Origin of the sequence: Martelella mediterranea (assembly GCF_021021415.1) — a bacterium.
GTDB lineage: Bacteria > Pseudomonadota > Alphaproteobacteria > Rhizobiales > Rhizobiaceae > Martelella > Martelella mediterranea_C.
Map to the genome: position 1 here is coordinate 1 of NZ_JAINWJ010000069.1, position 22,788 is coordinate 22,788.

22 protein-coding genes and 1 pseudogene are annotated in these 22,788 nt (G+C 60.8%); 11 read left to right on the forward strand and 12 right to left on the reverse strand.

Annotated elements, in window-relative coordinates; all coding sequences use genetic code 11:
- Positions 1-45: 45 nt before the first annotated feature.
- The gene (locus K7H91_RS24370) at positions 46-1,125 is read left to right on the forward strand and encodes a tyrosine-type recombinase/integrase (RefSeq protein ID WP_230722766.1); all 1,080 of its coding nucleotides are present in this window, start codon (positions 46-48) and stop codon (positions 1,123-1,125) included.
- 23 nt (positions 1,126-1,148) lie between these two features.
- On the opposite strand, the gene K7H91_RS24375 is transcribed toward K7H91_RS24370, so the two are convergent.
- The 5 genes from K7H91_RS24375 to repA form a co-directional block, all read right to left on the reverse strand.
- A complete protein-coding gene (locus K7H91_RS24375) occupies positions 1,149-1,475 on the reverse strand; it encodes a helix-turn-helix domain-containing protein (RefSeq protein WP_230722767.1) in 327 nt (108 codons plus the stop codon).
- Positions 1,468-1,833 (reverse strand): type II toxin-antitoxin system RelE/ParE family toxin, encoded by a 366-nt coding sequence (locus K7H91_RS24380; RefSeq protein ID WP_230722768.1) that lies wholly within the window; start codon positions 1,831-1,833, stop codon positions 1,468-1,470. Before K7H91_RS24380 ends, K7H91_RS24375 begins: the two co-directional genes overlap by 8 nt.
- Positions 1,834-2,603: 770 nt before the next feature.
- Complete coding sequence (gene repC / locus K7H91_RS24385; RefSeq protein WP_230722769.1) at positions 2,604-3,926, reverse strand: plasmid replication protein RepC; 1,323 nt, start codon at positions 3,924-3,926, stop codon at positions 2,604-2,606.
- Positions 3,927-4,099: 173 nt separating this feature from the next.
- Positions 4,100-5,119, reverse strand: coding sequence for a plasmid partitioning protein RepB (gene repB, locus K7H91_RS24390; protein ID WP_230722770.1), 1,020 nt, complete (start codon positions 5,117-5,119; stop codon positions 4,100-4,102).
- 136 nt (positions 5,120-5,255) lie between these two features.
- Entirely contained in the window at positions 5,256-6,497 is a 1,242-nt protein-coding gene (gene repA, locus K7H91_RS24395; protein ID WP_230722771.1) for a plasmid partitioning protein RepA, read from the reverse strand.
- A 537-nt stretch (positions 6,498-7,034) separates the two neighbouring features.
- Between repA and K7H91_RS24400 the strand changes: the two genes are divergently transcribed.
- From K7H91_RS24400 to K7H91_RS24410, 3 genes and pseudogenes are all read left to right on the forward strand, one after another.
- The gene (locus K7H91_RS24400) at positions 7,035-7,628 is read left to right on the forward strand and encodes a L,D-transpeptidase (RefSeq protein ID WP_230722772.1); all 594 of its coding nucleotides are present in this window, start codon (positions 7,035-7,037) and stop codon (positions 7,626-7,628) included.
- A gap of 126 nt (positions 7,629-7,754) precedes the next feature.
- On the forward strand, positions 7,755-8,087 hold the full coding sequence (locus tag K7H91_RS24405; RefSeq protein ID WP_230722773.1) for a hypothetical protein: 333 nt from the start codon (positions 7,755-7,757) through the stop codon (positions 8,085-8,087).
- A gap of 316 nt (positions 8,088-8,403) precedes the next feature.
- Positions 8,404-8,604: pseudogene (locus K7H91_RS24410) on the forward strand (DUF736 family protein); the annotation flags it as partial.
- A 53-nt stretch (positions 8,605-8,657) separates the two neighbouring features.
- Here K7H91_RS24410 and K7H91_RS24415 read toward each other — a convergent pair.
- Positions 8,658-9,410: an IS6 family transposase gene (locus K7H91_RS24415; protein WP_230722774.1), complete on the reverse strand. Its 753-nt coding sequence runs from the start codon at positions 9,408-9,410 to the stop codon at positions 8,658-8,660.
- A gap of 141 nt (positions 9,411-9,551) precedes the next feature.
- On the opposite strand from K7H91_RS24415, the gene K7H91_RS24420 reads away from it, so the two are divergent.
- From K7H91_RS24420 to K7H91_RS24430, 3 genes are read left to right on the forward strand one after another with little or no spacing between them, the layout of a single operon-like run.
- Positions 9,552-10,268, forward strand: coding sequence for a thiamine pyrophosphate-dependent enzyme (locus K7H91_RS24420; protein WP_230722775.1), 717 nt, complete (start codon positions 9,552-9,554; stop codon positions 10,266-10,268).
- Between the two features lie 35 nt (positions 10,269-10,303).
- Entirely contained in the window at positions 10,304-11,185 is an 882-nt protein-coding gene (locus tag K7H91_RS24425) for an amidohydrolase family protein (protein ID WP_230722776.1), read from the forward strand.
- Complete coding sequence (locus tag K7H91_RS24430; RefSeq protein WP_230722777.1) at positions 11,182-12,102, forward strand: phosphate ABC transporter substrate-binding protein; 921 nt, start codon at positions 11,182-11,184, stop codon at positions 12,100-12,102. Before K7H91_RS24425 ends, K7H91_RS24430 begins: the two co-directional genes overlap by 4 nt.
- A gap of 82 nt (positions 12,103-12,184) precedes the next feature.
- On the opposite strand, the gene K7H91_RS24435 is transcribed toward K7H91_RS24430, so the two are convergent.
- Positions 12,185-12,979 (reverse strand): alpha/beta fold hydrolase, encoded by a 795-nt coding sequence (locus tag K7H91_RS24435; RefSeq protein WP_230722778.1) that lies wholly within the window; start codon positions 12,977-12,979, stop codon positions 12,185-12,187.
- A gap of 114 nt (positions 12,980-13,093) precedes the next feature.
- A complete protein-coding gene (locus K7H91_RS24440; RefSeq protein ID WP_230722779.1) occupies positions 13,094-14,140 on the reverse strand; it encodes a Bug family tripartite tricarboxylate transporter substrate binding protein in 1,047 nt (348 codons plus the stop codon).
- Between the two features lie 518 nt (positions 14,141-14,658).
- Between K7H91_RS24440 and K7H91_RS24445 the strand changes: the two genes are divergently transcribed.
- Positions 14,659-16,713: a tripartite tricarboxylate transporter permease gene (locus tag K7H91_RS24445; protein WP_230722780.1), complete on the forward strand. Its 2,055-nt coding sequence runs from the start codon at positions 14,659-14,661 to the stop codon at positions 16,711-16,713.
- A gap of 66 nt (positions 16,714-16,779) precedes the next feature.
- Complete coding sequence (locus K7H91_RS24450) at positions 16,780-17,628, forward strand: amidohydrolase family protein (protein WP_230722781.1); 849 nt, start codon at positions 16,780-16,782, stop codon at positions 17,626-17,628.
- Positions 17,629-17,810: 182 nt separating this feature from the next.
- On the opposite strand, the gene K7H91_RS24455 is transcribed toward K7H91_RS24450, so the two are convergent.
- Both K7H91_RS24455 and K7H91_RS24460 read right to left on the reverse strand, forming a co-directional pair.
- The gene (locus K7H91_RS24455) at positions 17,811-19,001 is read right to left on the reverse strand and encodes an acetyl-CoA C-acyltransferase (protein WP_230722782.1); all 1,191 of its coding nucleotides are present in this window, start codon (positions 18,999-19,001) and stop codon (positions 17,811-17,813) included.
- Positions 19,002-19,013: 12 nt separating this feature from the next.
- Positions 19,014-19,781, reverse strand: a complete 768-nt coding sequence (locus K7H91_RS24460; RefSeq protein WP_230722783.1) for an SDR family NAD(P)-dependent oxidoreductase — start codon at positions 19,779-19,781, stop codon at positions 19,014-19,016.
- 179 nt (positions 19,782-19,960) lie between these two features.
- Between K7H91_RS24460 and K7H91_RS24465 the strand changes: the two genes are divergently transcribed.
- Complete coding sequence (locus K7H91_RS24465; protein ID WP_230722784.1) at positions 19,961-20,941, forward strand: AraC family transcriptional regulator; 981 nt, start codon at positions 19,961-19,963, stop codon at positions 20,939-20,941.
- A gap of 63 nt (positions 20,942-21,004) precedes the next feature.
- On the opposite strand, the gene K7H91_RS24470 is transcribed toward K7H91_RS24465, so the two are convergent.
- Positions 21,005-21,799, reverse strand: coding sequence for an HpcH/HpaI aldolase family protein (locus tag K7H91_RS24470; protein WP_230722785.1), 795 nt, complete (start codon positions 21,797-21,799; stop codon positions 21,005-21,007).
- 27 nt (positions 21,800-21,826) lie between these two features.
- On the reverse strand, positions 21,827-22,216 hold the full coding sequence (locus tag K7H91_RS24475; RefSeq protein ID WP_230722786.1) for a hypothetical protein: 390 nt from the start codon (positions 22,214-22,216) through the stop codon (positions 21,827-21,829).
- Between the two features lie 135 nt (positions 22,217-22,351).
- Between K7H91_RS24475 and K7H91_RS24480 the strand changes: the two genes are divergently transcribed.
- Positions 22,352-22,753, forward strand: coding sequence for a ParB/Srx family N-terminal domain-containing protein (locus K7H91_RS24480; RefSeq protein WP_230722787.1), 402 nt, complete (start codon positions 22,352-22,354; stop codon positions 22,751-22,753).
- Positions 22,754-22,788: the final 35 nt, after the last annotated feature.

The following is a 22,788-nucleotide window of genomic DNA, read 5'->3' on the forward strand; positions in this document are numbered from 1 at the left end:
CAAATGAAGCCCAGTCTCACGAAAAACAGTCAGCTGACACCCTCAATGCCCGAAAACGACGTCGATCCGCACGCCAGCCCGTCTCTCGGCACGGGCGCTGCTTATCAATTGCAGCCTTCGGGGGCGTCGGGCGCGTTGACGGGCCATCTCGCGCCGCTGGTCGAACGCGCCCGCGGTTACGTCGACGCCGCGAGCGCGGCCAATACAAGGCGCGCCTATGCCGCCGACTGGGCGCATTTTTCGAGCTGGTGCCGGCGCAAGGGGCTTGCGACCCTGCCGCCCGATCCGCAAACCGTCGGGCTCTACATCACGGCGCTCGCCGCAGGCGAAGCGGCCCCGCGGGCAAAGCCAAGCGCGGTCTCCACCATCGAGCGGCGGCTGTCGGCGATCGCGTGGAACTATGCGCAGCGCGGTCTCACGCTTGATCGCCGAGACCGCCACATCGCCACGGTGCTCGCCGGCATCCGCAATCGCCATGCCGCACCCCCGCGCCAGAAGGAGGCGATCCTGCCGGAAGAGCTGATCGCCATGGTCGAAACACTCGACCGGGGCACGCTCCGGGGTCTGCGCGACCGCGCCATGCTGCTGATCGGCTTTGCCGGCGGCCTGCGGCGCTCGGAGATCGTCGCGCTCGATTGCGGCCGCGACCAGACCGAGGACGGAAACGGCTGGATCGAAATCCTCGACAAGGGCATGCTGGTGACGCTGCGCGGCAAGACCGGCTGGCGCGAGGTGGAGATCGGCCGCGGCTCCTCCGATCTCACCTGCCCTGTCCATGCCGTGGAAACCTGGCTGAAGCTCGGCAGGATCGGCCATGGCCCGCTGTTTCGCCGGGTCACCGACAAGGGCAAGGCCGTCGGTTCCGAACGGCTGAAGGACCAGGAGATTGCCCGCCTCATCAAGAAGACGGTGCTCGCCGCCGGCATTCGCGGCGAGCTGCCCGAGGCCGAACGGATAGAACTGTTCTCCGGTCACTCCTTGAGAGCGGGCCTCGCCTCCTCGGCCGAAGTCGACGAGCGCTACGTTCAGAAACAGCTCGGCCATGCCTCCGCCGAAATGACAAGGCGCTATCAGCGCAGGCGTGACCGGTTCCGCGTCAATCTCACAAAGGCGGCGGGGCTTTAAACGCCTCCCCTGCCGTGGCTCTCTCAGAGCTTTGGGCCGTGTCGGGAGCGCTCCGTAATGCTCGACAGATCAACTTTCTTGCCCGCGACTTCCGCGACGATCTTCAACGTGCCGCCAAGGGATTCGACATAATCGCGAAGCGTCGACAGTTTCATGTCGGCCCGTTTCTCCAGTCTCGAAACATTATTCTGCTTGATACCGGTTCCGACGGACACATCCTCCTGCGTCCGTCCGGCAAGTACGCGCAGTTCCCGCAGATTGTAGGCCGCAACAAGCTCACCGGCACGCTTTTCAATAGCGCCTCGTTCTTCTTCAGGAAGCGTCTGCATCAGCTTATCGAGATCATCCATGTTTCTTCTCCAATTCGCTCAAATGCTCATCGTACCGTTTGTCCGCCAGATCGATCAGGCGCTTGTAAAAGAGTCTCTGGCTCACACCGCTCTTTGCACCGCCGCAGAGGACTATAGCCTTTCGCTCCGGATCGAAGGCAAAGGCGAACCGCCATTGCACCTTCAATACCTTGACGCGCAGTTCCTTCATGTTCGCGTGTTTGGAGCCTTCGAGTGTGTCGACCTCAGGCCGTCCCAGTCGAAATCCCTTTTCGCGAAGCAGCACCAGATGCGCGAGCAATTCGACCCGAACATCTGCTGGAAGATCTGTGATCTCGCCTTTGAAGCGGTCATGAAACGCGACCTTCCATTTCGTCATTTAATATCCTAAACGATATAGATACTTTGGGATATATAGCGCATCTCTCTCCTCAAGGCAACAGTAACTCTTTCTCTGGAGAGGCCAGCAAATGATCAATTATCCGTATCTTCTATGTTTGAAAATTGGCTTTCGACGAACTCACTGGCACATGGCAACTAACACGCACAATCTGTCTTCCCGTCGTTCACACGGACACCTTATCGGCTATGCCCGCGCCTACACGGCCGACCGAACTCTGGCTTATGATGCTGCATGCTTCGAACCCCGCGCTCACATTGCGTGAAATCGCCGGCCAGCTCAACGGCTCGATGAACGTACTCTTGGCAGAAGTCCGTCATGGGCACCGTCATAGGTCAAGAACCGGATCGACCGTGCAAAGTGAATTGGTTTGCCCGATGCCGAAATAATCGCCCAAACAATGACTCGAAAGCCTGGACGCTTTAAACATCTACGTGGCCCGCGCCGCACTCAAAATAAAACGAACCAACCGTAGATCCGAGAGCGAACTCCCACGGCGACCATGACCATCAACAATCGAGCGGACAAAATCTATCCTGACGGGCCAGGTATCTGCTATCACCACTGCGGCACGCTCCGGTGATAATACCTGCACAGGCGAAGCTGCAGATGTACTTGGCCAAGCAATCAACGATGCACTGCTCGACGCATTCGACGGTCTGTTCGACCGGGCATCATAGAACGAGGCCGAACGTACGATATCAATGGTTCCCACCATTGCGTGACTGAACATAGGCTTGCCTTTCAAATCATCTCCGAGGATTCTTCAGCGAGCGTGCCAAAGCAGGCGAGACCGAAAAACCGTCGTCGCGGTCGTTCTCCCCTCTCCCGTCGTCATCGGGTTTTGGCGGCGGCATGGCATTCCCGGCCTCGATCCTTGCCCTCAGCAACGCCATGACCATCGGCCAGACGGAGAACTGGCCATCCCTCGCCCTTTCCGTCAGGTTGCGCAGATAGCCGCCGGGGCTGACGACGGCCTCGCCGCGCTGGTAGATCGCTGCCAACGTGATCGCGGCCTGTTTGTCGCCCATGACCTCCGCCGCCTCCCGCCAGGCGCTCGGGCTGACGCCCAGCATTGGCCGGGCGATTTCGGCGATGCCCAGGAAGTCCCGCCAGTTGCGGATCGAGCCTCCCTTTGCCAGATCCCGAAAGCCCTCGCAGGCATCCAGCACCAGTGCCAGCGGCAATTCCCGCTTCGGCAGGCTGTGCAGGTTGTCGGTTTCGTCGGCGCTGCCGCTCGCTTCTGATTTATTTCGTAAGCCATATTCAAATTCAGATTGGGATTCTGGGTTTGAATTCTGTTTGTGGCGCTCAGTATGAGACTCATTGGCGTTCGTTTTTTGCGAATTTGCGTGAAATTCCAATGTCCCACGCACTTCCTCATGCAGCAGAGCCAGGGCATCGCAAATATCTTCGGCGATCGCCAGGTCGGGAAGGCGCGGAAGCCGGTCTATGATCTCTCGGTAAACACGGCTCATCTTCGCCCAGTCGCCCGGAACGCCCTCATCAAGCCCGGCCTCGATCATCTTGACGATGTCACGGCGCAGCAATGTCAGCCGTTCGCGGGCGCATTTCAGCGCCAGACGCTCCTCGGCGATCCGCGCGGCCATCGCCTCGAACTCGGCCGCCCTGGCCACCAGCGGCGACAGGTCGAAGCCATAGGCCTGCTCGACCTGCCCTCCCCTGCCCTTCCTGGCGAAGCGTTTGCCGTTCGGACTGTCGCGCCGAATGATCAACCCGCACTCGACCAGGACAGCCAGATGGCGGCGCAGCGTTGCCGGCGAGATGCCGTTGGCGCGCGCGATCAGCTGCTCGTTGGAGGGCCAGACCACGAAGCCGGTCTCCTCGCAGAGCTCGTTCTCGGGATAGAAGGTCAGAAGCGCGTTCAGGATCGCAAGGCCGCGATCGCTCGCCCCCAGCGCCGTACGCGCTTCCCGCACGGTATGAAACAGTTTCCATTTGTTGAGCCGCGCCCCCTTCGGGGCTTCCCGCGCCACTTTCTGGCTTGAAAGCATCGCGAGCGACATCGGCCGCCGCCCAAAGGGCGTCGTGGTTGCAGTATGTGTTTGCATCTTTGTTCACCTGTTACCAGGCAATAGAAATCGGATCGCCGAATCGACGCTCGTCGCCCAAAAGAGCTTGACTGAGATTCCAGGAAGTGCGATTCTCTAGCTACCACACGTAGAGAAGGCTTCCGGAAGTGATTTCGGGGCCTTTTTCTTTGCCGTTTTCTCTCTGACCGCGGCTAGCGGCCCGTTGTTCGGTCCTTTTCCTCCTTTTGCCTAGCTTCAAACTCTCGATACAGTTCATCCAGTTTAGCCGAAACGAACTGCGCAAATGCGGGAACGACCTTGTCTTCGAAGATCAGCGTCGTTTTAGCCTTGTCCGTGTGGATGCGCGCGCCGCGCTTACCAGATGGCGTTTTCCATTGCTCGACACGGCTTCCCTTCGGCCGCGCGTTTCTCACGTCCAAGGCCTTTAGTATAAGCTGAAACCGTGCGTCGCTACCGGCTGAAGCAAAGCCCTCTGCCTCAAGAATACGCTCAAGCCGATCGCCATCCTCTTCCTTTTCCAGAGCGTCAACCAGCTTCATCCAGCGTGCCCGTCCAGCTTTGGGCGCCGGCCCGATCCGCCCGACGAGCCTCTCGGGCACCCGCCGTGCGATAGCTATATATCTGCTCACATCCGATTTGTCCGAGCAAAGCGCAGCTACGATTGTCGCGCGGTCACATCCGGAATCTTCGAGATTCTTCGCAAAGAAAGCCTTTTCGATAAAGGACAGGTCCTCGCGATCTAGGTTTTCTCGCCCCTGAGCCACAAAAAGCTCTTGGTCGTTGAGACTCCGGACGATAGCACGAACCGGTCTGCCCAACGCCTGCGCCGCGCGCAATCGACGACGACCATAGGCGATCTGAAAGCGCCCGCGGCCTGCCGGGCTGGGACGGACGAGAATTGGAACCTGCTGCCCGTTATCTGATATCGACTTCACAAGCTCATCGAATGCGGGGTCAACATCAATCGGAATTCGATCCGCGATTGGCGAGCGCTCAATTGCCTCTGGGTCGAGTTCAACGACGACATCACCCTTTTCCAGCTGTTCCTGAAGACGACTTGCCAGCTTTGCGCCATCGGTCATTTGTTTGAGCGATGTGCCCATAGCTGAAATGGCACCCGTTCTTACCCGTTCACCAGCCTTCTCGCTTTCACCGGCGGTCGAGGTCGGCTTCTGCAGATAGAGCGAGTTGATCGCGTCCTTGCGGCTCATGAGAAAAGCTCCTGGAGATGATCGTTCGGGCGTAGGCGGTGTCCATGTTGGGAGCTCCCAACACGTCGATCATACGCGGTAGCCATATTGTTGGGAGCTCCCAACAAGTCGCCAACGGAGGAGGCTAGGGGGATAGTCATGTGCGCCCCCAGGCCAATTTCATCAAGTCCTCGATCTCGCTATTCACCATTGTCAATGACTCCATTGCGCGATCGTACGTCGATCTCGTAAGGTTGCCCGGACCGATTTCGTAAAGGGTTTGCTTCGTCAAGCCTGCGTCCGAGATCGCCGCCGATTTCACCATGGGACTGGTCAGGACATGATCGTCGAATAGATTGCGGAGCAGCGCGACCACTTTTGTTTGAGGCGCATCCTGAGGTTCATAACGGGTGAGCAGATAGCGCACGAAATCAAACTTCAGCGTTCCCCCCGCATCACGCACGACGCCTAAGAGGTCGCGCGTCATCAGTAAGAACTGACTCATCGACGATACATCCAGCATTTGCGGATGCACCGTCACAATCATGGAGGTTGCCGCGCACAGGCCGGCAAGTGTCAAGAACCCAAGCTGGGGAGGGCAGTCGATCACCACGACATCGTAGTCGTCCGCCACTTCGTCAATTGCACTTGCCACACGCGCGAAAAAGATCGCGCCGGCATCCGACGCACTGCCGTCTGCCAAGACCTTCGGCGTGGTATGCTCGAACTCCATTAGTTCCAAGTTACCGGGGACAAGGTCGAGGCCGTCAAAATATGTATGACGGATCACATCGTGCAGGGGACGACGACCCTCATCATATCGGATTGCTGCGTAAAGCGTCTCGTTGTGCCCCACATGCAGTTCGGGCAGCACGCCGAGCAGGGCGGAAAGACTAGCTTGCGGATCGAGATCGATTGCCAATACTCGATAACCCGCCAATGCTAGATATTGGGCGAGATGTGCCGATGTCGTGGTCTTTCCAGAACCGCCCTTAAAATTCGTCACGGCAAGCACCTGCAAGTGCTCACCCTCTCGACGGTGCGGAACAAAGTCAATTGCTTCGCGGCCGCGTGCGTTAGCTGCAAAGATTGCTCGAATTTCGTTGATGTCGGAAAGGGAGTAGAAGCGCCGGCCGTTGCTTGCAGTTTCAGGTAATGGACCGTCGCCTGCGAGAGTCATCTTCCGAAGCGTAGAGTCAGAAACGCCGATGAGCTTGGCAGCCTCTCCAGACGTGAAACGGCGCAAAGCCTTACTGGCGGTTGGCGGAAACAGAGTTTCGCTGATACTCTGAAGCTGCGATCCCAAAAGTTCAGCATGCGCGCCGATGACATCATCAACGTTTGGTAGTCGCGCTCTGTCGATCTGCGCCGAAGCGTTCACGTTAATCTCTCCAATCACGTTTTTTCCGCAGAAATGCCGAATATCCGTGATGATACCTGCGAAGCGTTTATGAGCAAGGCGATTTTAGTTAACAAAACCTTAACGGGCTCTCATCCTTCGCCATCGGCAATCGCCGGAATAGCTATTAAGCGCCTATTTATCAGGGCCTTATCATCATGCCTTCGTTGGTTCCAAAACGAAAACGCTTGCTTTAATTTTCGACTTGGCATGCCTTGATATCAGGATGAAGACCGCTAACTTGATGCTTTCTCAGACTGGTTTGCGCGAAATCGGCCTTCTTCCACCGAATCGCCATTCGAAAAGTGCCGCCCAAAACACCTTCGCGCCGCGGGGAAAGGAGTTTGAGGGGAGGGACATTCGGGGTTTCCCTCATATCGTCCAGCCGGCCACAATGGCCGGGCAGAACTGTGGTCTACCCCACCTCATAGCCTGGGACGTGGAAGGCAAAGCTTTCAAACTCCTCGTCGCCGATGATACTGCCATCAGGTTCACTCAGGATAATACCATGGCCGGCCTATTTTCTCATTGAAATCGATGCAGCTGGAAATGCCGAAACCAATTCAGATTGCGGGAGCACTGGCGTCCCTATTCATAGTCTTCCTTCTTCTCGGCTGCGTCGCATCTCCTTCGACGGAAGTGACTAAAGATGCCGGCCAGCAGAAAAGGCGCGGCGGGCCATCGCTAATTGGCTTCAGGACAACAGAGCCCTCCGGAACAATCATCGTAGAGCCGGATGACCACAAGCTCTATCTCATCCAGGAGGCCAACACGGCGCTGGCCTATAACGTCGCAGTCGGGCGAGAAGGCCATGACTTTTCGGGCAAGGCTGTCATCGGCCGGAAAGCCGAGTGGCCGCCCTGGACGCCAACAAGCTCCATGATCCGCGACCGTCCAAAGGTGAACGCACCGCTAGCCACGGGACTATCCGGCAGCGAGGTGAATCCGCTCGGCGCCCGCGCCCTATACCTCTATCAGGATGGCACCGACACGCTCTATCGCATTCACGGCACAAATGACCCGTCTTCGATTGGAAAGTCAGTGTCGAGTGGCTGCATCCGCCTGCTCAACAGCGATGTCATTGATTTATATGACCGTGTCGGCGTGGGTGCGCACGTCGTCGTCCGTTAGGAGTTAGACAAAAGTCTTAGTGAAAACTGCTATGGAATGGTCAAGATTTATTGACACTCCGCAATTTGACCGGTTGATTAAAAGATGTAGTACACCCCTGCAATGCATCGAATACGGGAAGACATCATGCCTCAAGCACGCAATTTTCTTCGCTTTACAAATGAAGCTGGCCTTGAGGGTGAAATTCATCATAACGGTACCCTGTATCATATCATTGGCGAACCTTCGGGACCTTATAACTTCCATATGTTCGGGTATTCACCGCGCGGTCGAAAGGTCGCGATCGGCGGCATCGGAAAACGCTTCGACGCGAATGGGAATGAATATCTGCATTTACGCGTGTCACTCCCAGGTGGCCCGTTCGAAGCAAACTTCACCGAAGACCCACGGACAGTCGCATTCCTGCCTCTTTCTTCTCAAAACATCGCAACTTCGTCTGATACGGCGACCGCGGTTTAAACAAGCGCGCGCAAAAAGCTTCCAGCAATAAGGTCGCGGCCAATTGGCCGCGGCTTTGTCTCGAACTCCGCCGCCATCTTTTCCCGTCGCGGTCAATGACCAAGCATCTGCATGGCAGATGACATCTGTTGAACCGTGCCTCGGCTTCGCCTGCGGCCGCACCACTTCAACAGATGTGTCATGACAGCGAAGGAAAAAGCCGTCGGGCGGGCAGCGCCCCCCTCCTTTCCCCGGAAAACTTGGTTTTCCGGGGAAAGGATTGGATGCCTTGCCCATGGCGGACCGTTGAAAACTGATGCAATCGACGGAGCAAAAAATGAAGAATCTGGAACGCTTGAACTATGTCCGGTTCAACGAAAGCGGCGAAACATTTGAAGGCAATATCGCATCGCTGGAATTCGATGAGGATATACGAGGGGTGAAGCTCGAAAGCAGCAATACCGGGGCACCCGCCTACCGCGTTTTCGGCCGGACCCCGAAAGACCGGGAGGTCGAAATCGGCGCAGTCTGGCGGCGGGCTTGTCGCAAACATTTTCGGAGCGCGCGATTATGCCCTGAGCATCTTCATTTTCATGCTTTGTTAACCTTTTGCAGTCCGAAGAGGCGCGCAAGCAAATCGTTCTGGTCGTTGATAGTCCAGCCGCCGGAAAAGCCGAAGCCTTTCCTCAGCCACAGCATCGCCTCGAAGCCCGCGATGGTTTGTCGCGCCGTGTTGAAAGATTGGAAGCCACCGATCTTTGGCATGTTCTTCTTTACCCGAAAATGGTCACTTTCGATGCCTTGCTGGAGATGCTTGGTGACATAGTGGACGGGGTCCGGATGGAGAAGCCGATCATCAACCGACGTTTTGATCGTTGACGGGAAGGTGTTGGCCCCATCCGTCCCGATCCTGTTCGGGGACAACAAGGGTTCGTCTTTGAGCATTTTCCGGAAGAACCGCTTGGCGGCGTCGAGATCGCGCTTAGCGGTCAACAGGAAATCCACCGGATTGCCGTGTTTATCGATGGACCGATACAGGTAACGCCATTTGCCGCGGATCTTGACGTAGGTCTCATCGATCCGGACCGAGCCGCAATGGGGTCGCCGAAACTGCCGCAGCCGTTTTTCGATCATCGGCGCATAAGCCAATACCCAGCGGTTGACCGTGCTATGATCGACCTCGAAGCCTCGCTCGCGAAACATCTCTTCCAAGTCACGATAGCTGAGCGGGTAGCGCAAATACCAGGCAACCGCCTGTACAATCAGCCAGGCCTCGAAATGCCTGCCTTTAAAGTCATCCTTTGACTGGCGCTTCAGCTTCTCGGCAATGGCATTCAAAATCATGGGCTCACTCCGCAACTTTCGGAGCGGCAAATCCCATGCCTATGGTCAACATACCGTTAAGACCGAAAATTTGCGACAGGCCCGATCCATGTCTATCCGGGCGCGGATGAGATCGGGCATGTCTACCAGCCCGAGCTTGGCGTGGTCGCAAACCCCGCCAGCTTCGTCGCGGCGCTGACCGCCGACGGTCCGGTGTCCGGTGCCTGGGACGAAAGCCGCGCCACCGCGCGCGCGGATTTCGAGGCCTGGACTGCCCCGCGCACCAACCCCGGCGACATCCAGATGTGCGAGATCATGGGCTGGCTGGACGACAACCTGCCCGCCGATACGATCTATACCAACGGTGCTGGCAACTTCACCGTCTGGCTGCACCGTTTCCACAAGTACCGCGACTTCGGCACGCAGGTCGCGCCGATCTGCGGTTCGATGGGCTATGGCATTCCGGCGGCGCTGGCAGCGGCCTTCGCGCGTCCCGATGCCACCGTGATCTGTATCGCCGGTGACGGCGATTTCCAGATGACCTGTACCGAGCTGGCCACCGCCTGCGCGCATGGGTTGAAAGTGCGGATCCTGATCGTCAACAACGGGATGCTGGGCACGATCCGGATGCACCAGGAACGGCACTTCCCGGGCAGGGTTTCGGGCACCACGCTGGTTCAGGGCAATCCCGATTTCACCGCCTTTGCCAAATCTTATGGCGCCTATGCGGAGCGGGTCGAAAAGACTGCCGATTTCGCCGCCGCCTTCGCCCGGGCCGATGCCCATGACGGGCCGGCGGTGCTGGAGCTGATGATAGATCCAGAAGCCCTGACGCCAGCGATGACACTGACCCAGATCCGCGACGCGGCACAGGCCTGAGCCGTGCCGTCCCCAATTCCAGAGGAGACCGCCGAATGACGAAAATCATCGACATTCATCCCCACATCCTGACCGACGACACCACCAACTACCCCTACAACCCCCTGGGCGGGATCCGGTCGGACTGGTCCGCCGAGCGTCCCTTCACCATCGCGCAGTACATCTCCGAGATGGAGGCGGCAGGCGTCTCCAAGGCGGCGATGGTGCAGTCGGCGACGACCTACGGCTATGACAACTCCTATGCGGCGGACAGCGTTTGCGCGAATGCCGACCGCTTCGCCGGGATCTATACCATCGACGTGGCGGCGCCCGACGCGGTGCAGGTCATCAACCGCCTGCGCGAACAGCGCATGGCCGGCCTGCGTCTTTTCGGCGCCGGCTCGACGGTGCAATCCGACGGTCGCTGGATGATCGCTCCCGAGACCTATCCGGTCTGGGAACTGATGGCCGATATCGACATGCCGGTCTGCATCCAGACCACGCGCATCGGCCTGCCGGTGGTCGAGGAGATCCTCGAGCGGTTCCCCGAGGTCAAGATCGTGCTCGATCACCTTGGCCGGCCCGATCTGACCGATGGCGCGCCCTATACCAACGCCGGGCCGCTCTGGGCTTTGTCGCGGTTCTCGAACCTGTATCTCAAGGTCACGCCGCGCACCTTCGACCTTTCGGAAAAGGCTCCGGCAACGCCCGACACCTTCTTCCCCAAGCTGGTGTCGGAATATGGCGCTAATCGTATCGCATGGGGTTCGAACTTCCCGGCGAATGAGGGGTCTCTCAAGGATCTGGTCGATCAGGGCCACCGCTGCTTCGCCAGCCTGAGCGAAAGCGATCGCGCCGAGATCTGGGCGGGCACCGCCGAGAAGCTGTATCCGATGCTGGCCGACGAAGTGAGCGTCGAAGAGGAGACCGTGGAATGAGTTTCGAGGAAAAGACCTACCCCGCCGACGGTCCGGTCACGCTGTCGGCCAATATCACCGAGTTCCCCACCACCCGCGCCCTGATGGCCGGCGAGATCGCTTCCGATCTGGTCACCTTCGATTTCGCCGGGCTGAAGAACGCCCATGCGGGATTCAAGGACATGCTGCGCCGCGGCAAGTACGACATCTCGGAAATGGCGATCGCGACCTTTCTTCAGGCGCACGAGTTCGACAAGCCGTTTTCGCTGCTGCCGCTGGTGGTGCTTGGACGCTTCCAGCACCAGTGCATCGGATACAACACCGACGTGCATCCCGAACTTGCTCCGGGCGATCTGGAAGGCAAGACCGTGGGCGTGCGCTCTTACACCCAGACGACTGGTCTTTGGGTGCGGGGCATTCTTCAGAACGACTACGGCGTCGATCCCGACAAGGTCAACTGGCTGTGTTTCGACCAGCCGCATCTTGAGGAATACACCGATCCCGCTTCGGTAAGCTGGGGCGAAGACGGCAAGGATCCGGTCAACATGCTGCTGGCCGGCGAGCTGGACGCGGCGGTTCTGGGGATGAACATGCCCAAGGATCCGCGCATCAAGACGCTGATCCCCAACCCGCAGGAGGCGGCCAAGGACTGGTATGCCCGCAACACGCTGGTGCCGCCCAACCATTACCTGATCGTGCCGAACGCGCTGTGCGATCAACGGCCCGACGTGGTGCGCGAGATCTGGCGCATGGTGGTGGAGTGCCGCAAGCTGGCACCCGCGGCCCAGGACGGGATCGACGCCTGGCCGGTTGGCATCGAGGCCAACCGCCCGGCGCTGGAATGCGCGGTCAAATACGCAAGCCAGCAGCACATGATCTCCAAGCCGGTGGACATAGAGGATCTGTTTCATCCGCTGCTGCGCGAGATCGCGGCCTGACATAGTTTCGCCAAAAGGCGGATGGGGCGCCCGGCATACAGCCGGGCGCCCTTTTTCATGTCCTCACGCCGTCCTCTCCCCGCTACAGCGGGTGAGCCGCGAGAAATGCGATGACCGCCTCGTCGAAGGCCTCGGGCCGCTCGATGTTGATGGCGTGGCCGCCGGGCAGGTCCGTCACCGCCATCTCGGGCAAGGCCTCGACCGCAAAGGCGCGGCTTGGCTGAAAGCGGCTTTCAAGCCGCCCGTTCACCAGCAGCGTCGGAACCCGTGTCTGGCCGAAGCGCGCGCGCAGGGGCATGTCGGGCAGGGTGTGACGCATCAGCGCCGCGACGGTGGCGATGTCGCAGCCGTCGGCATCTTCGACCAGTCGGACGCGCAGATCGTCGGGGAACCGCCGCCCGTGCACGGGATGGAACGGCAGCGCCCGCAACGCCTGGACATCGCCGGCGGCGACGGCATCGGCCTGGGCCGCATCGCGCGCCCGCGACACGGCGGTCGGTGCCGGTGCAAGCACGCGGTTGCCGTTGGTCCACACCTGCGCCGCGACGGTATCGGGGCATTGCAAGGCATGGCGCAGCGTGATCCCGGATGCGAAACTTTGTCCGCAGACGTACCAGCGCCGCAGCCCGAGGGCACGCCGTGCCGCGTCGATCTCGTGCGCCAGTGCATCGGGATGCAGCTTGGCCGCATCGGTGCAGGGCGCGGCCCGGCCGTGGCCCGGAAGCTCGGCGACGATCAGCCGGAAATGGCGGCGCAGGCGCTGCTGATTCAGCGCCCAGTGATTGCGGCTCGACAGAAGACCGTGCAGCAAAAGCAGAGGGGGCAGATCCGTCAGATCGGCCCGGATATCCAAGCTTAGTCCCTTCACCCGTATCATTGCGCGTGTCACCTCATGCATGATAGGAAACATAATAAATCCGTCCGCAGGAATGTATCCTGCGGACGGAGTCGTCATCTTTTGCCCCGCAATGTCGCGGGGCGTGAAGAGCGCTTATTTCTGAACGAGGATGTCGCGGGCGGCCTCGAGCACCTCGTCGGAGGCACTGTAGATCTCGCCGACAAGATCTTCCATCTCGGCGCCCGAGATCAGCGTGGTGTTCGCCTCGAGGTTGGTGTTAAGGATCTCGAGAGCTTCGGGGTCTTCGAAGGTGTCGGCAAAGGCCTGACGGATCGCTTCGACCCGGTCTTCCGGCACGTCGCCGGGAACCGCGAATGGACGACCGGCGCGGAGCGGCGCGAGGAAGAAGTTCAGAACGGCGCGCTGATCGTCATCCTTTACAAACTCACTGATCGCGGGAACGTCGGGCCATTCAGACTGACGCTCGGTCCCGATCACGATGATCGGCTTTGCGCGGCCGGCCTTGACCCAGTCGCCGCCGCCGGAGGCGGTGCGCAGCGTGTTGAAGCCTTGCATCCAGCCATCGACCTCGCCGCGCTCCATCGCGAGATAGACCTCGCCACGACCCTTGTAGCCTGGAACGACTTCGAACTGCGCACCGAGATACTTGTTCATCATGGCCGGGATCGAACGGTTCTCGTGGGTGTAGCTGGTCGAACCGATCACCATCTTCTTCGCGAAGATATCTTCGGCGGATTGCACCGGCGAGGTGTCCATTGCGAGGATGTTGTTGGGGTACTCTTCGCCGTTGATCGAACCGACCCAGCGGACTTCACGCGGGTCAAACTGGTTTTCTTTCTCGAGGATCAACGGAATGTAGAGGTTGTTTCTCTGAAGCAGCGAAATCACCGTGCCATCCGTCTCCTCGGTGAGCATCAGCTCGGAAGCGGCTTTCAGCCCGCCGGCACCGGCCTTGTTGACCACCACGAAGTCGGGATTGCCCGGGAAGTGCTTTGCTAGATGCTCGACGAAGAGACGACCGATAGTGTCAGATGCAGTACCGGCGGCGGCACTCACCACAATGGTGACGGTCTTGCCCTCGTAGAACTCCGCTGGCGTTTCAGCGATGGCGGTCTGCATCGTGCCGAACGTGGTCGCGACAGCTAGGCCCAGAGCCAGGGCGTTTTCGAATAATCTCATGTTTCCCTCCCATTACGCATATTCATGCGGGTTCATTTTCGCGGCGTAGCCCAGGGTTGCAATGCGACAGCCACAGCGGTGTATCGCTCGCAATAGGGTTGACAGGTGTGCCTCCTCCGTCCCGGGAAACGCCATCGAATAAAGGAATGCTATCTCAGGACGTGCGTTGCAGAAACACAATGTGCAGAGAATCCTATATCTCGCGAACGATTTCCTATTCGTGGAGGAGAGCCCATGACTCTGAAATTAGCTGAACGTTAGTGCGGGTTTCTAGAAGAAATAGGCGTGGATCGGCGCAGTTTCACTCGACTCTTGCGGCAGTGCGGATATCGCCGATGCGATCCGTCTTTGCAGCATTCTTATGTGCTGCCCGAGGGATTCTATTTGTTTTGGAGTGAGCTCAAAGCCAGTGTGCGCCGATATGGGAGAGTGCTGCGTAGTGCACCTACGAGCACATACGGTCCGCGAACGCTTGCTCCGGAAGCTCCCAGAAGATACGCGATGGGAGGGCTTTGCGCATGGAATTAATGGATGTAGGATATATGCTGGGATCGGCTGGCGACGCATTGTCGCTCATCGTTCAGCCGGGGCGCTTAATGTTCCTCGTGCTGGGCGTGGTCGTCGGTCTGGCCATCGGGTTGCTACCCGGTATCGGTGGCCTGACCGGGTTCGCCCTGCTTGTTCCTTTCACTTACACGATGGACCCTTATGCAGCCTTCGCAATGTTGCTGGGGATGCATTCTGTGACATCGACATCGGATACGATCCCCGCAGTGCTGTTCGGCGTGCCGGGCACCTCTTCATCGCAGGCGACGGTGCTCGACGGCCAGCCGATGACTCGTAAGGGCGAGGCCTCGCGCGCGCTCAGCGCAGGCTTCACCGCCTCGCTCATCGGGGGGCTTTTCGGCGCTGTCGTTCTGGCGGTCTCGATACCCATTGTTCGCCCGTTCGTGCTTGCCATCGGCACGCCCGAATTGCTGGCGCTCACCATATTCGGAATCGCGATGGTGGCCTCGCTGTCGGGTAACACGCCGTTACGCGGTATCGTCGTGGCCTGCATCGGCATCCTAGTCGGCATGATAGGTACCGACGTGCAGACCGGCCAGCTACGCTGGACCGGCGACGTGCTCTATCTTTGGGATGGCGTGCCACTGCTGCCGATCCTGCTGGGGATTTTCGCACTGCCCGAACTGTGCGATCTCGCGATTCAGAAAAGCGCGCTGACCAAGAAGATGAAGTTCCACTACTTTGAAGGCATGTGGCAGGGCGTCAAGGACGTGGGAAAGAACTGGTTCCTCGTTTTGCGATGCAGCGCGCTCGGCACGGTGCTGGGTGCTATTCCCGGTATCACCGGCTCGGTCATCGACTGGATCGCCTATGGCCACGCACTGCGCAGCGAAAAAGGCGCTCGCGAGACCTTTTCGACCGGCGACGTGCGTGGCGTGATCGCCCCGGAATCGGCGAACAACTCGAAGGAGGGCGGGTCGCTAGTGCCGACCATCGCCTTCGGCGTTCCCGGCAGCGCCGGACAGGCGATCCTGCTTGGCGCGCTGATGGTGCACGGGTTCATTCCGGGCCCAAACATGCTCACGACCGACCTGGACGTGACCTATTCTCTGGTTTGGTCGATCGCGCTTGCGAACATCTTCGGCGCCGGCCTGTGCTTCCTGCTCAGCGGCCAGTTCGCAAAGATCTCGATGCTGCGCTACACTCTGGTTCTGCCCGGCATCATGGCACTGGTCTTCGTGGGTGCATTCCAAGGCTCGAAAAGCTGGGGCGACATCTACGTGCTGCTGATCTTCGGCGTCCTTGCCTGGATCATGAAGCGCCTTAAATGGCCGCGTCCGCCTCTGATTTTGGGTCTCGTTCTCGGGGTTCTGATGGAGCGTTACATGGCGATTTCCATCACCCGCTACGATGCCTCTTGGCTGCTTCGTCCCGGCGTCATGGTGCTACTTCTGCTCGCGGCGATCGCCTTGGCGCGTCCGATGTTCCAAGAAATCCGGCACGGTGGGTTCAAATCGCTTGTGCCCTCGGGCAAGCCCTCGTTCCGCGCCTCGGATCTGCTCTATTACTTCTTCATCGCCGTTGGCGCATGGATGCTTGTCGTGGCGCAGGACTGGCCTTTCGGTGCCCGGATCGGACCGACGGTGGTGTGTATCGCCCTGATCGTGGCCGCGATCATCAGCTACCTGCACGTGGCCTTCGCCGATCGCGATCCCGCGGCCGTGGCCGCCAAGGCGGCGCACCGCGGCATCCACATGGATCTCGACGGTGGTGACGACGGCAAGACCCGGACACAGATCATCGTGCAAGCCGCGATCTTCTTCGGCTGGTTCGTCTCGTTCCTTATCCTGATGTCGCTGATCGGTCTGCTTCCGACCGTGCCGATCATCATCATCGCGTACATGCGTGTCGAAGGCCGTGAACCCTGGATGTTGAGCGTCATATACGCGGCCTGCGTGACGTTGCTGATCTATGTCGTGTTCGACCGGATCATTCACGTGCCGTGGCCCGACACCGTGCTCGGTACGCTGGTACCCGCGTTGTCCGATCTCGTTCCCTCCATGTAAGCAAACCACGCCCGCGACCGGATCGCACCCGATCCGATCGCGGCTACAGTTTCCAAAGGATCAGACATGAATATTGTCGATACCCATCCGCACATCGTTTCCGAAGATACCGACGCATTCCCGATTTCGCCGATTGGCGGCAAGCGCTCGGAATGGTCGCATAAGCGGTCGGTCACCGCCGAACAGCTGATCGAGGCGATGGACGAGGCCGGCGTCGCGAAAGCGGCCATCGTGCATTCCTCCACCACCTACGGGTTCAACTGCGATTACGTCGCCGACGCGATCTCGCGGTATTCCGACCGCCTGACCGGGGTATTTTCGGTGAACGTGACCGAACCCGACGGGCCCGAGAAGATGCAGCACTGGATTGATCGCGGCTTCACCGGGATGCGGCTTTATCTTCAGGGCAGCACCATGAAGGAAGCCTGGGTGGCGATGGACGACAAGCGCATCTACCCCTGTTACGAGCTGGCCGCCGAGGCCGGCCTTTCGGTGGCCACTAACCTCAAGGCGAAGAATTTCGGCGAACTGGAAACCGTGATGACCGATTTTCCGACCGTCAATTTTTTCCTCGATCACCTCGGGGGGGTCAAGTTCGACGACGGCGCTCCGTTCGAGGCCGCGGCCCCGCTTTGGGCGCTGGCGAAATATCCCAACCTCTACATCAAGCTTGTGACCGGCAAATTCCTTGCCGCCGACAACGGTGCATCGACCTCGGCGACGATGTTCGCCAAGCTGGTCGAAGAGTTCGGCGCCGACCGCCTGGCCTGGGGATCGAACTTCCCCTCGGCCGAGGGCAGCTATGCCGATGTGGTCAAGACCGCGCTCGACGGTTTGGCCTCGCTGCCTCAGGACCAGCAGGACTGGATCATGGGCAAGACGGCCCAGAGCCTCTATCCGACCCTCAAGGGCTGAGCGTCGTCATACGGTTCCGGGGACGCGGCGACGTCTCCCCGGTTGCCGTGCCTCGGGGCCAGCACCTTCCCTTTGCCCCGTCGGGGCATCATCCGCGGCACGGCAGCAGCGACCGATCCAATGGATCGGTCGCTGTCTTTCTGTCAGGGATCCCGAACGGCACGACATGCGCCGCCCCGGATTCAGGCCAGGCGTTCGATGGCCATCGCTGTGGCCTCGCCGCCACCGATGCACAGCGACGCAATGCCGCGTTTCATGTCGTATTTTTCCAGCGCGGCGAGCAGCGTCACGAGGATGCGCGCGCCCGAGGCCCCGATGGGATGGCCGAGCGCGCAGGCCCCGCCGTGGACGTTGACCTTGTCGCGGGGCAGATCGAGATCGCGCATCGCCGCCATTGCCACCACGGCAAAGGCTTCGTTGATCTCGAACAGGTCGACATCCTTCAGGCTCCAGCCGCTGCGCTCTTCAAGCTTGCGCAACGCGCCGATGAGCGCGGTCGGAAAGAGGTTGGGCGCCTTGGCACGGCTGGCGTGGCCCCGGATCGCCGCAAGCGGCGTCAATCCGCGCCGTTCGGCCTCGGAGCGGCGCATCAACACCAGAGCCGCCGCCCCGTCCGAGATCGAACTGGAGTTGGCCGCCGTGACCGTCCCGCCCTCGCGGAACGCCGGCTTGAGCGAAGGGATCTTTTCGGGCCGCGCGCGCCCCGGCTGTTCGTCCTCGCTGACCTGGGTTTCGCCTTTGCGGCCGCGCAGCGTGAACGGCGCGATCTCGGTCGAGAAGGCGCCCGCGGCAATCGCCGCCTGGGCGCGTTCCAGCGAGCCAATGGCATAGGCGTCCTGCGCCTCGCGGGTGAATTGATAGCTCTCGGCGCAATCTTCGGCAAAGCTGCCCATGAGGCGGCCCTTGTCATAGGCGTCCCCGAGGCCGTCGAAGAACATGTGATCGAGCGCCTTGCCATGTCCGATCCTGGTACCCCCGCGCATCTGGGGAAGCAGGTAGGGCGCGTTGCTCATGCTTTCCATGCCGCCGGCAACGGCGATCTCGGTACTTCCGGCCATCAGCATGTCATGGGCGAACATCGCCGCCTTCATGCCCGAGCCACACATCTTGTTCACGGTGGTCGCGCCGGCGTCGACCGGAATTCCGGCACCGATCGCGGCCTGCCGGGCCGGCGCCTGGCCCTGGCCGGCGGGCAGGACACAGCCGAAGACCACCTCCTGTACCGCGTCGGGAGCAAGAGCGGCCCGCGTGAGCGCGGCCTCGATGGCGGTCGCGCCAAGCGCGCTGGCGGGCGCGTCGGAAAGCTCGCCCTGAAAGCCGCCCATAGGGGTGCGGGCCAGACCCGCGATAACGATGGGATCGTCCTGTGTCATGTCCTGATCTCCTTATTTCGGGGCCATGCGCAATGCGCCGTCAAGCCGGATGACTTCGCCGTTCAGCATACGGTTCTCGACGATATGACGGGCCAGCGCCGCATATTCCGCCGCCCGGCCCAGCCGGCAGGGAAACGGCACGCTGGCGCCGAGACTGTCCTGCACGTCCTGCGGCAGGCCCGACATCATCGGCGTCTCGAAGATACCGGGCGCGATGGTTACCACGCGGATGCCGTAACGGGCGAGTTCCCGCGCCGCCGGCAGGGTCAGTGCCGCGACGCCGCCTTTCGAGGCCGCATAGGCCGCCTGACCGATCTGGCCGTCCTGTGCCGCGACCGAGGCGGTGTTGACGATCACCCCACGTTCTCCATCAGGGCCCGGCGCGTTGGATTTCATCGCATTGGCGGCCAAGCGCAGCATGTTGAAGCTGCCGACGAGGTTGACACCGACAGTCTTGGCGAAACTGGCCAGCCCATGCGGCCCGTCGCGCCCGACGATCTTTTTGCCGATCACGATGCCCGCGCAATTGACCAGCCCGTCCAGCCGTCCGAAAGCGTTCAGAGCCGCCGCGACGGCTGCCTCGCCGTCGCTTTCGCTGGTGACGTCGCAGGTCTGGAACCGCCCGGCAGAGCCAAGCTCGGCGGCGGCGCCTTCTCCATTTTCGGCGTCACGATCCGCCAGCACCACGCGGGCGCCGGCCTCGACCGCCATGCGCGCGACGCCGGCGCCCAGGCCCGATGCGCCGCCAGTGACAAGAAACACGCTGTCCTTGAAATCCATGACCCCTCCCGTTTTGTCGTTTCCCCGCCCTTCCGGCAGCGGCAGTGGCGGAGGGATGGTTCTGGCTAGCCCCGCGAACAGTTGCAAACAATGTCGCGAGACGTCACAATTGATGATCGGATTTGCACGATTGAAAGTCCGACCCCCCTGTTGCGATCCCGCCGGAGACCCTTGCCGCAATGACCCGCCACATGATCCGCCCCGGTTTCGTGGACGATGCCGTCGACGCGCTGCTGCGGGCCGGTGTCGACCCCGCGCCCCTGCTGGCGCGGGCGGGCCTGTCGGAGGCGCCGTCCGAGGCGGTCCCGGCCAGTCGTTTCGGCGCGCTCTGGCGTGCCGCGTCCGAGGCGCTGGACGATGAATTCTTCGGTCTCGGCGCCCGGCCGATGCGGGTCGGCAGCCTTGAGATGCTGTGCCATGTGGTGCTGAACGCCGACAGCCTGGGTCAGGCGCTGCGGCGGGCGCTGGCCTTCCTGCGGCTGGCGCTGGATGCGCCTGCGGGCCGGCTGACGGTGGCGGACGGGCTGGTCCAGATCTGCCTGACCCCCGCGCCTGCGGGCCATGCCGCCTTTGCCTATCGCAGCTACTGGCTGATCCTGCATGGCGTCTGTTGCTGGCTGGTCGGGCGGCGCATTCCGATCCGCCAGGTCGATTTCGACTGCCCGCCGCCGCCAAGTCGGGACGATCACCGCGACTTCTTCGGGGCGCCGGTGCGGTTCGAGCGGCCACAGACCCGGCTGCTTTATTCCGCGTCTCATCTGGATCTGGTGCCGATCCGGTCCGAGGCGTCGCTGCGGGTATTCCTGCGCGCGGCGCCAACCAATCTGCTGGTGAGATACAGCCATGACGGAGGGCTTGCGCTCAAACTGCGCGGGGCTTTGCGCGGGGAGGCATTTTCCGAGTGGCCGGATTTCGACACGCTGGCGGCGCGGCTGAAGATGTCGCCGGCGACGCTGCGCCGGCAGTTGCGCGAGGAGGGACAAAGCTTTCGCGCGATCAAGGACGAGCTGCGCAATGCCCGCGCCCAGGAGCTGTTGCGCGGAACAGATTTGCCAGTCGCCGAGATCGCCGCGCGGACCGGCTATGCCGAGGCCAGCGCCTTTTTCCGCGCCTTCGTGAAATGGACGGGGACCAGCCCCGGCGATTTCCGCAAGGAATAGGCGCCGGGGACAACCTGTTGCGCCCCGCCGCCAAATCGCGGGCCGAGGGGCGCGGCGACAGCGCTAGGAGAGGGCCCTTGCCCTTTCCGCGGTGGCATAGCTGCGGCTCGGAGTGGCAAAGAGAAAGAGGATGTCAAATCCTTCGGCGATCACATCCTCCAGATTGTCCGCCGTCACGTGGGGATGGGCGACGCGGACGCCGGCTTCCTGAGCGGCCAAGAGGATTTGCCGGGTCGCCGCCTTGACTTTGGGATGCTCGTACTGTCTGGGATGTCCGAGCTGCTGGCTGAGGTCGCCCTCGCCGATCATGATGGCGCCGATGCCGGGGACGGCGAGGATCTCTTCGAGGTTTTCCATCGCCTCGACGCTTTCGATCATCAGCACGACCATGATCTCGCCGGTGGGCACGAGCGGCCAAACGTCGCCGCGCAAGCCCTTGTGCTCGTAGTTGGGGGCGTCCTTCGGGCGCGCGTAGCGGCAGGCGGCGACGGCGTTGCGGGCCTGCTCTGCGGTGGCGATGTGGGGGAAAACCACGCCATAGACGCCCTGGTCGAGCACCTGCTTGGCCATCCAGGTGTTCATCTCGGCGCCGTTGGCGGGGATGCGCACGAAGGTTGTGACGCTGGGGCGCAAGCTGGTGCCTTCGATCATGCGGCGGCGGTTCATCATGAATTGCAGAGCGTCGCGTAGGCTGATTGAGGAATAGGGCGTGTGCTCCATCTCGAAGAGTACGCCGTCGAGCTTGGAAAGCCCGAACTGGATCGCCTCTTCGCGCTCGGCCCGTGCAAAGGCCATCGTCGGCTTGCGGCCCTCTTCAAGGGCCGCGATGATGCCGTTCAATCTACCGATCTTTTCCATGTGTCTTGTCTCTTTCCGTCAGTGATCTCAGAAGTTCAGGAACATCTCTTCGGCCTTGTAGGACCGGGGGATGAGCCCTTGCTGGTGGCCGTACTGGACCAGAGCCTCGATCGAGGCGCGGTTCTCCTCGAGCCCGTAGGGGATCGGGTCGTCGCCGACAATCTGCATATGAGCCAGGTCGGCCTTCACGTGCTTGCCGGTGGCGGTGCCGTTGTGCAGGGCTTCGAGATAGGGGGCTTTTGCCGCGACGAAGGCGTCATAGAGGTTCTTGGCAAGGTCGGGGTTCTCGGCAAGCGCGCTTTCCTTGATCGCGAGACAGCCGTGGATCGGGGATAGAGGATTTGTCGCAACCCAGTTTAGAATGTGCCCCGCCCTAGAAGAATACGGCGCATAAGTCTTATTATGTAATATAACCAAGGACTTAAAGGGCCGCCAAAACGGTCCGGCCGACTATACGCGCCTAGCAAGAGCCAGAGAAAGGGAAGCCCGGTTGCCGGGCTTGAAAGGATAGAGAGAGTCTCTTCCGGGTCCGGCGTGACAAGGATCCTGACCATGGCCAAGACCACAACCCGATCGAAACCCACCACCTCAAAGAAGACCGAAGCCGCCGGATCGGCAACGCCTGACGGCGCTGCCGACATCCGAATGATCCCGCTCGACCAGCTGGAGCCGAGCCCGCTCAACGTCCGCAAAGTCGCCGCGAACGCCAGCGATGACGCCGAGCTCCTCGCAAGTATTCGCGAGACCGGCATCAAACAGAACCTGGTGGTTCATGCGTTGTCAGAGTCACGTTTTGCGGTCGACGCCGGTGGTCGTCGCCTCAAGGCGCTGAAGCAGCTTGCCGAGGATGGCGTGATCCCACTTGATCACCCTGTGCCGTGCCTCGTCGAAGATGAGCGCAACGCTGTCCTCACCTCCGCGACAGAAAACCTTCAGCGCGTGCCAATATGTTAGGTTCTGTGTCGCAACTGTCCTGTTGGGTTCGTACG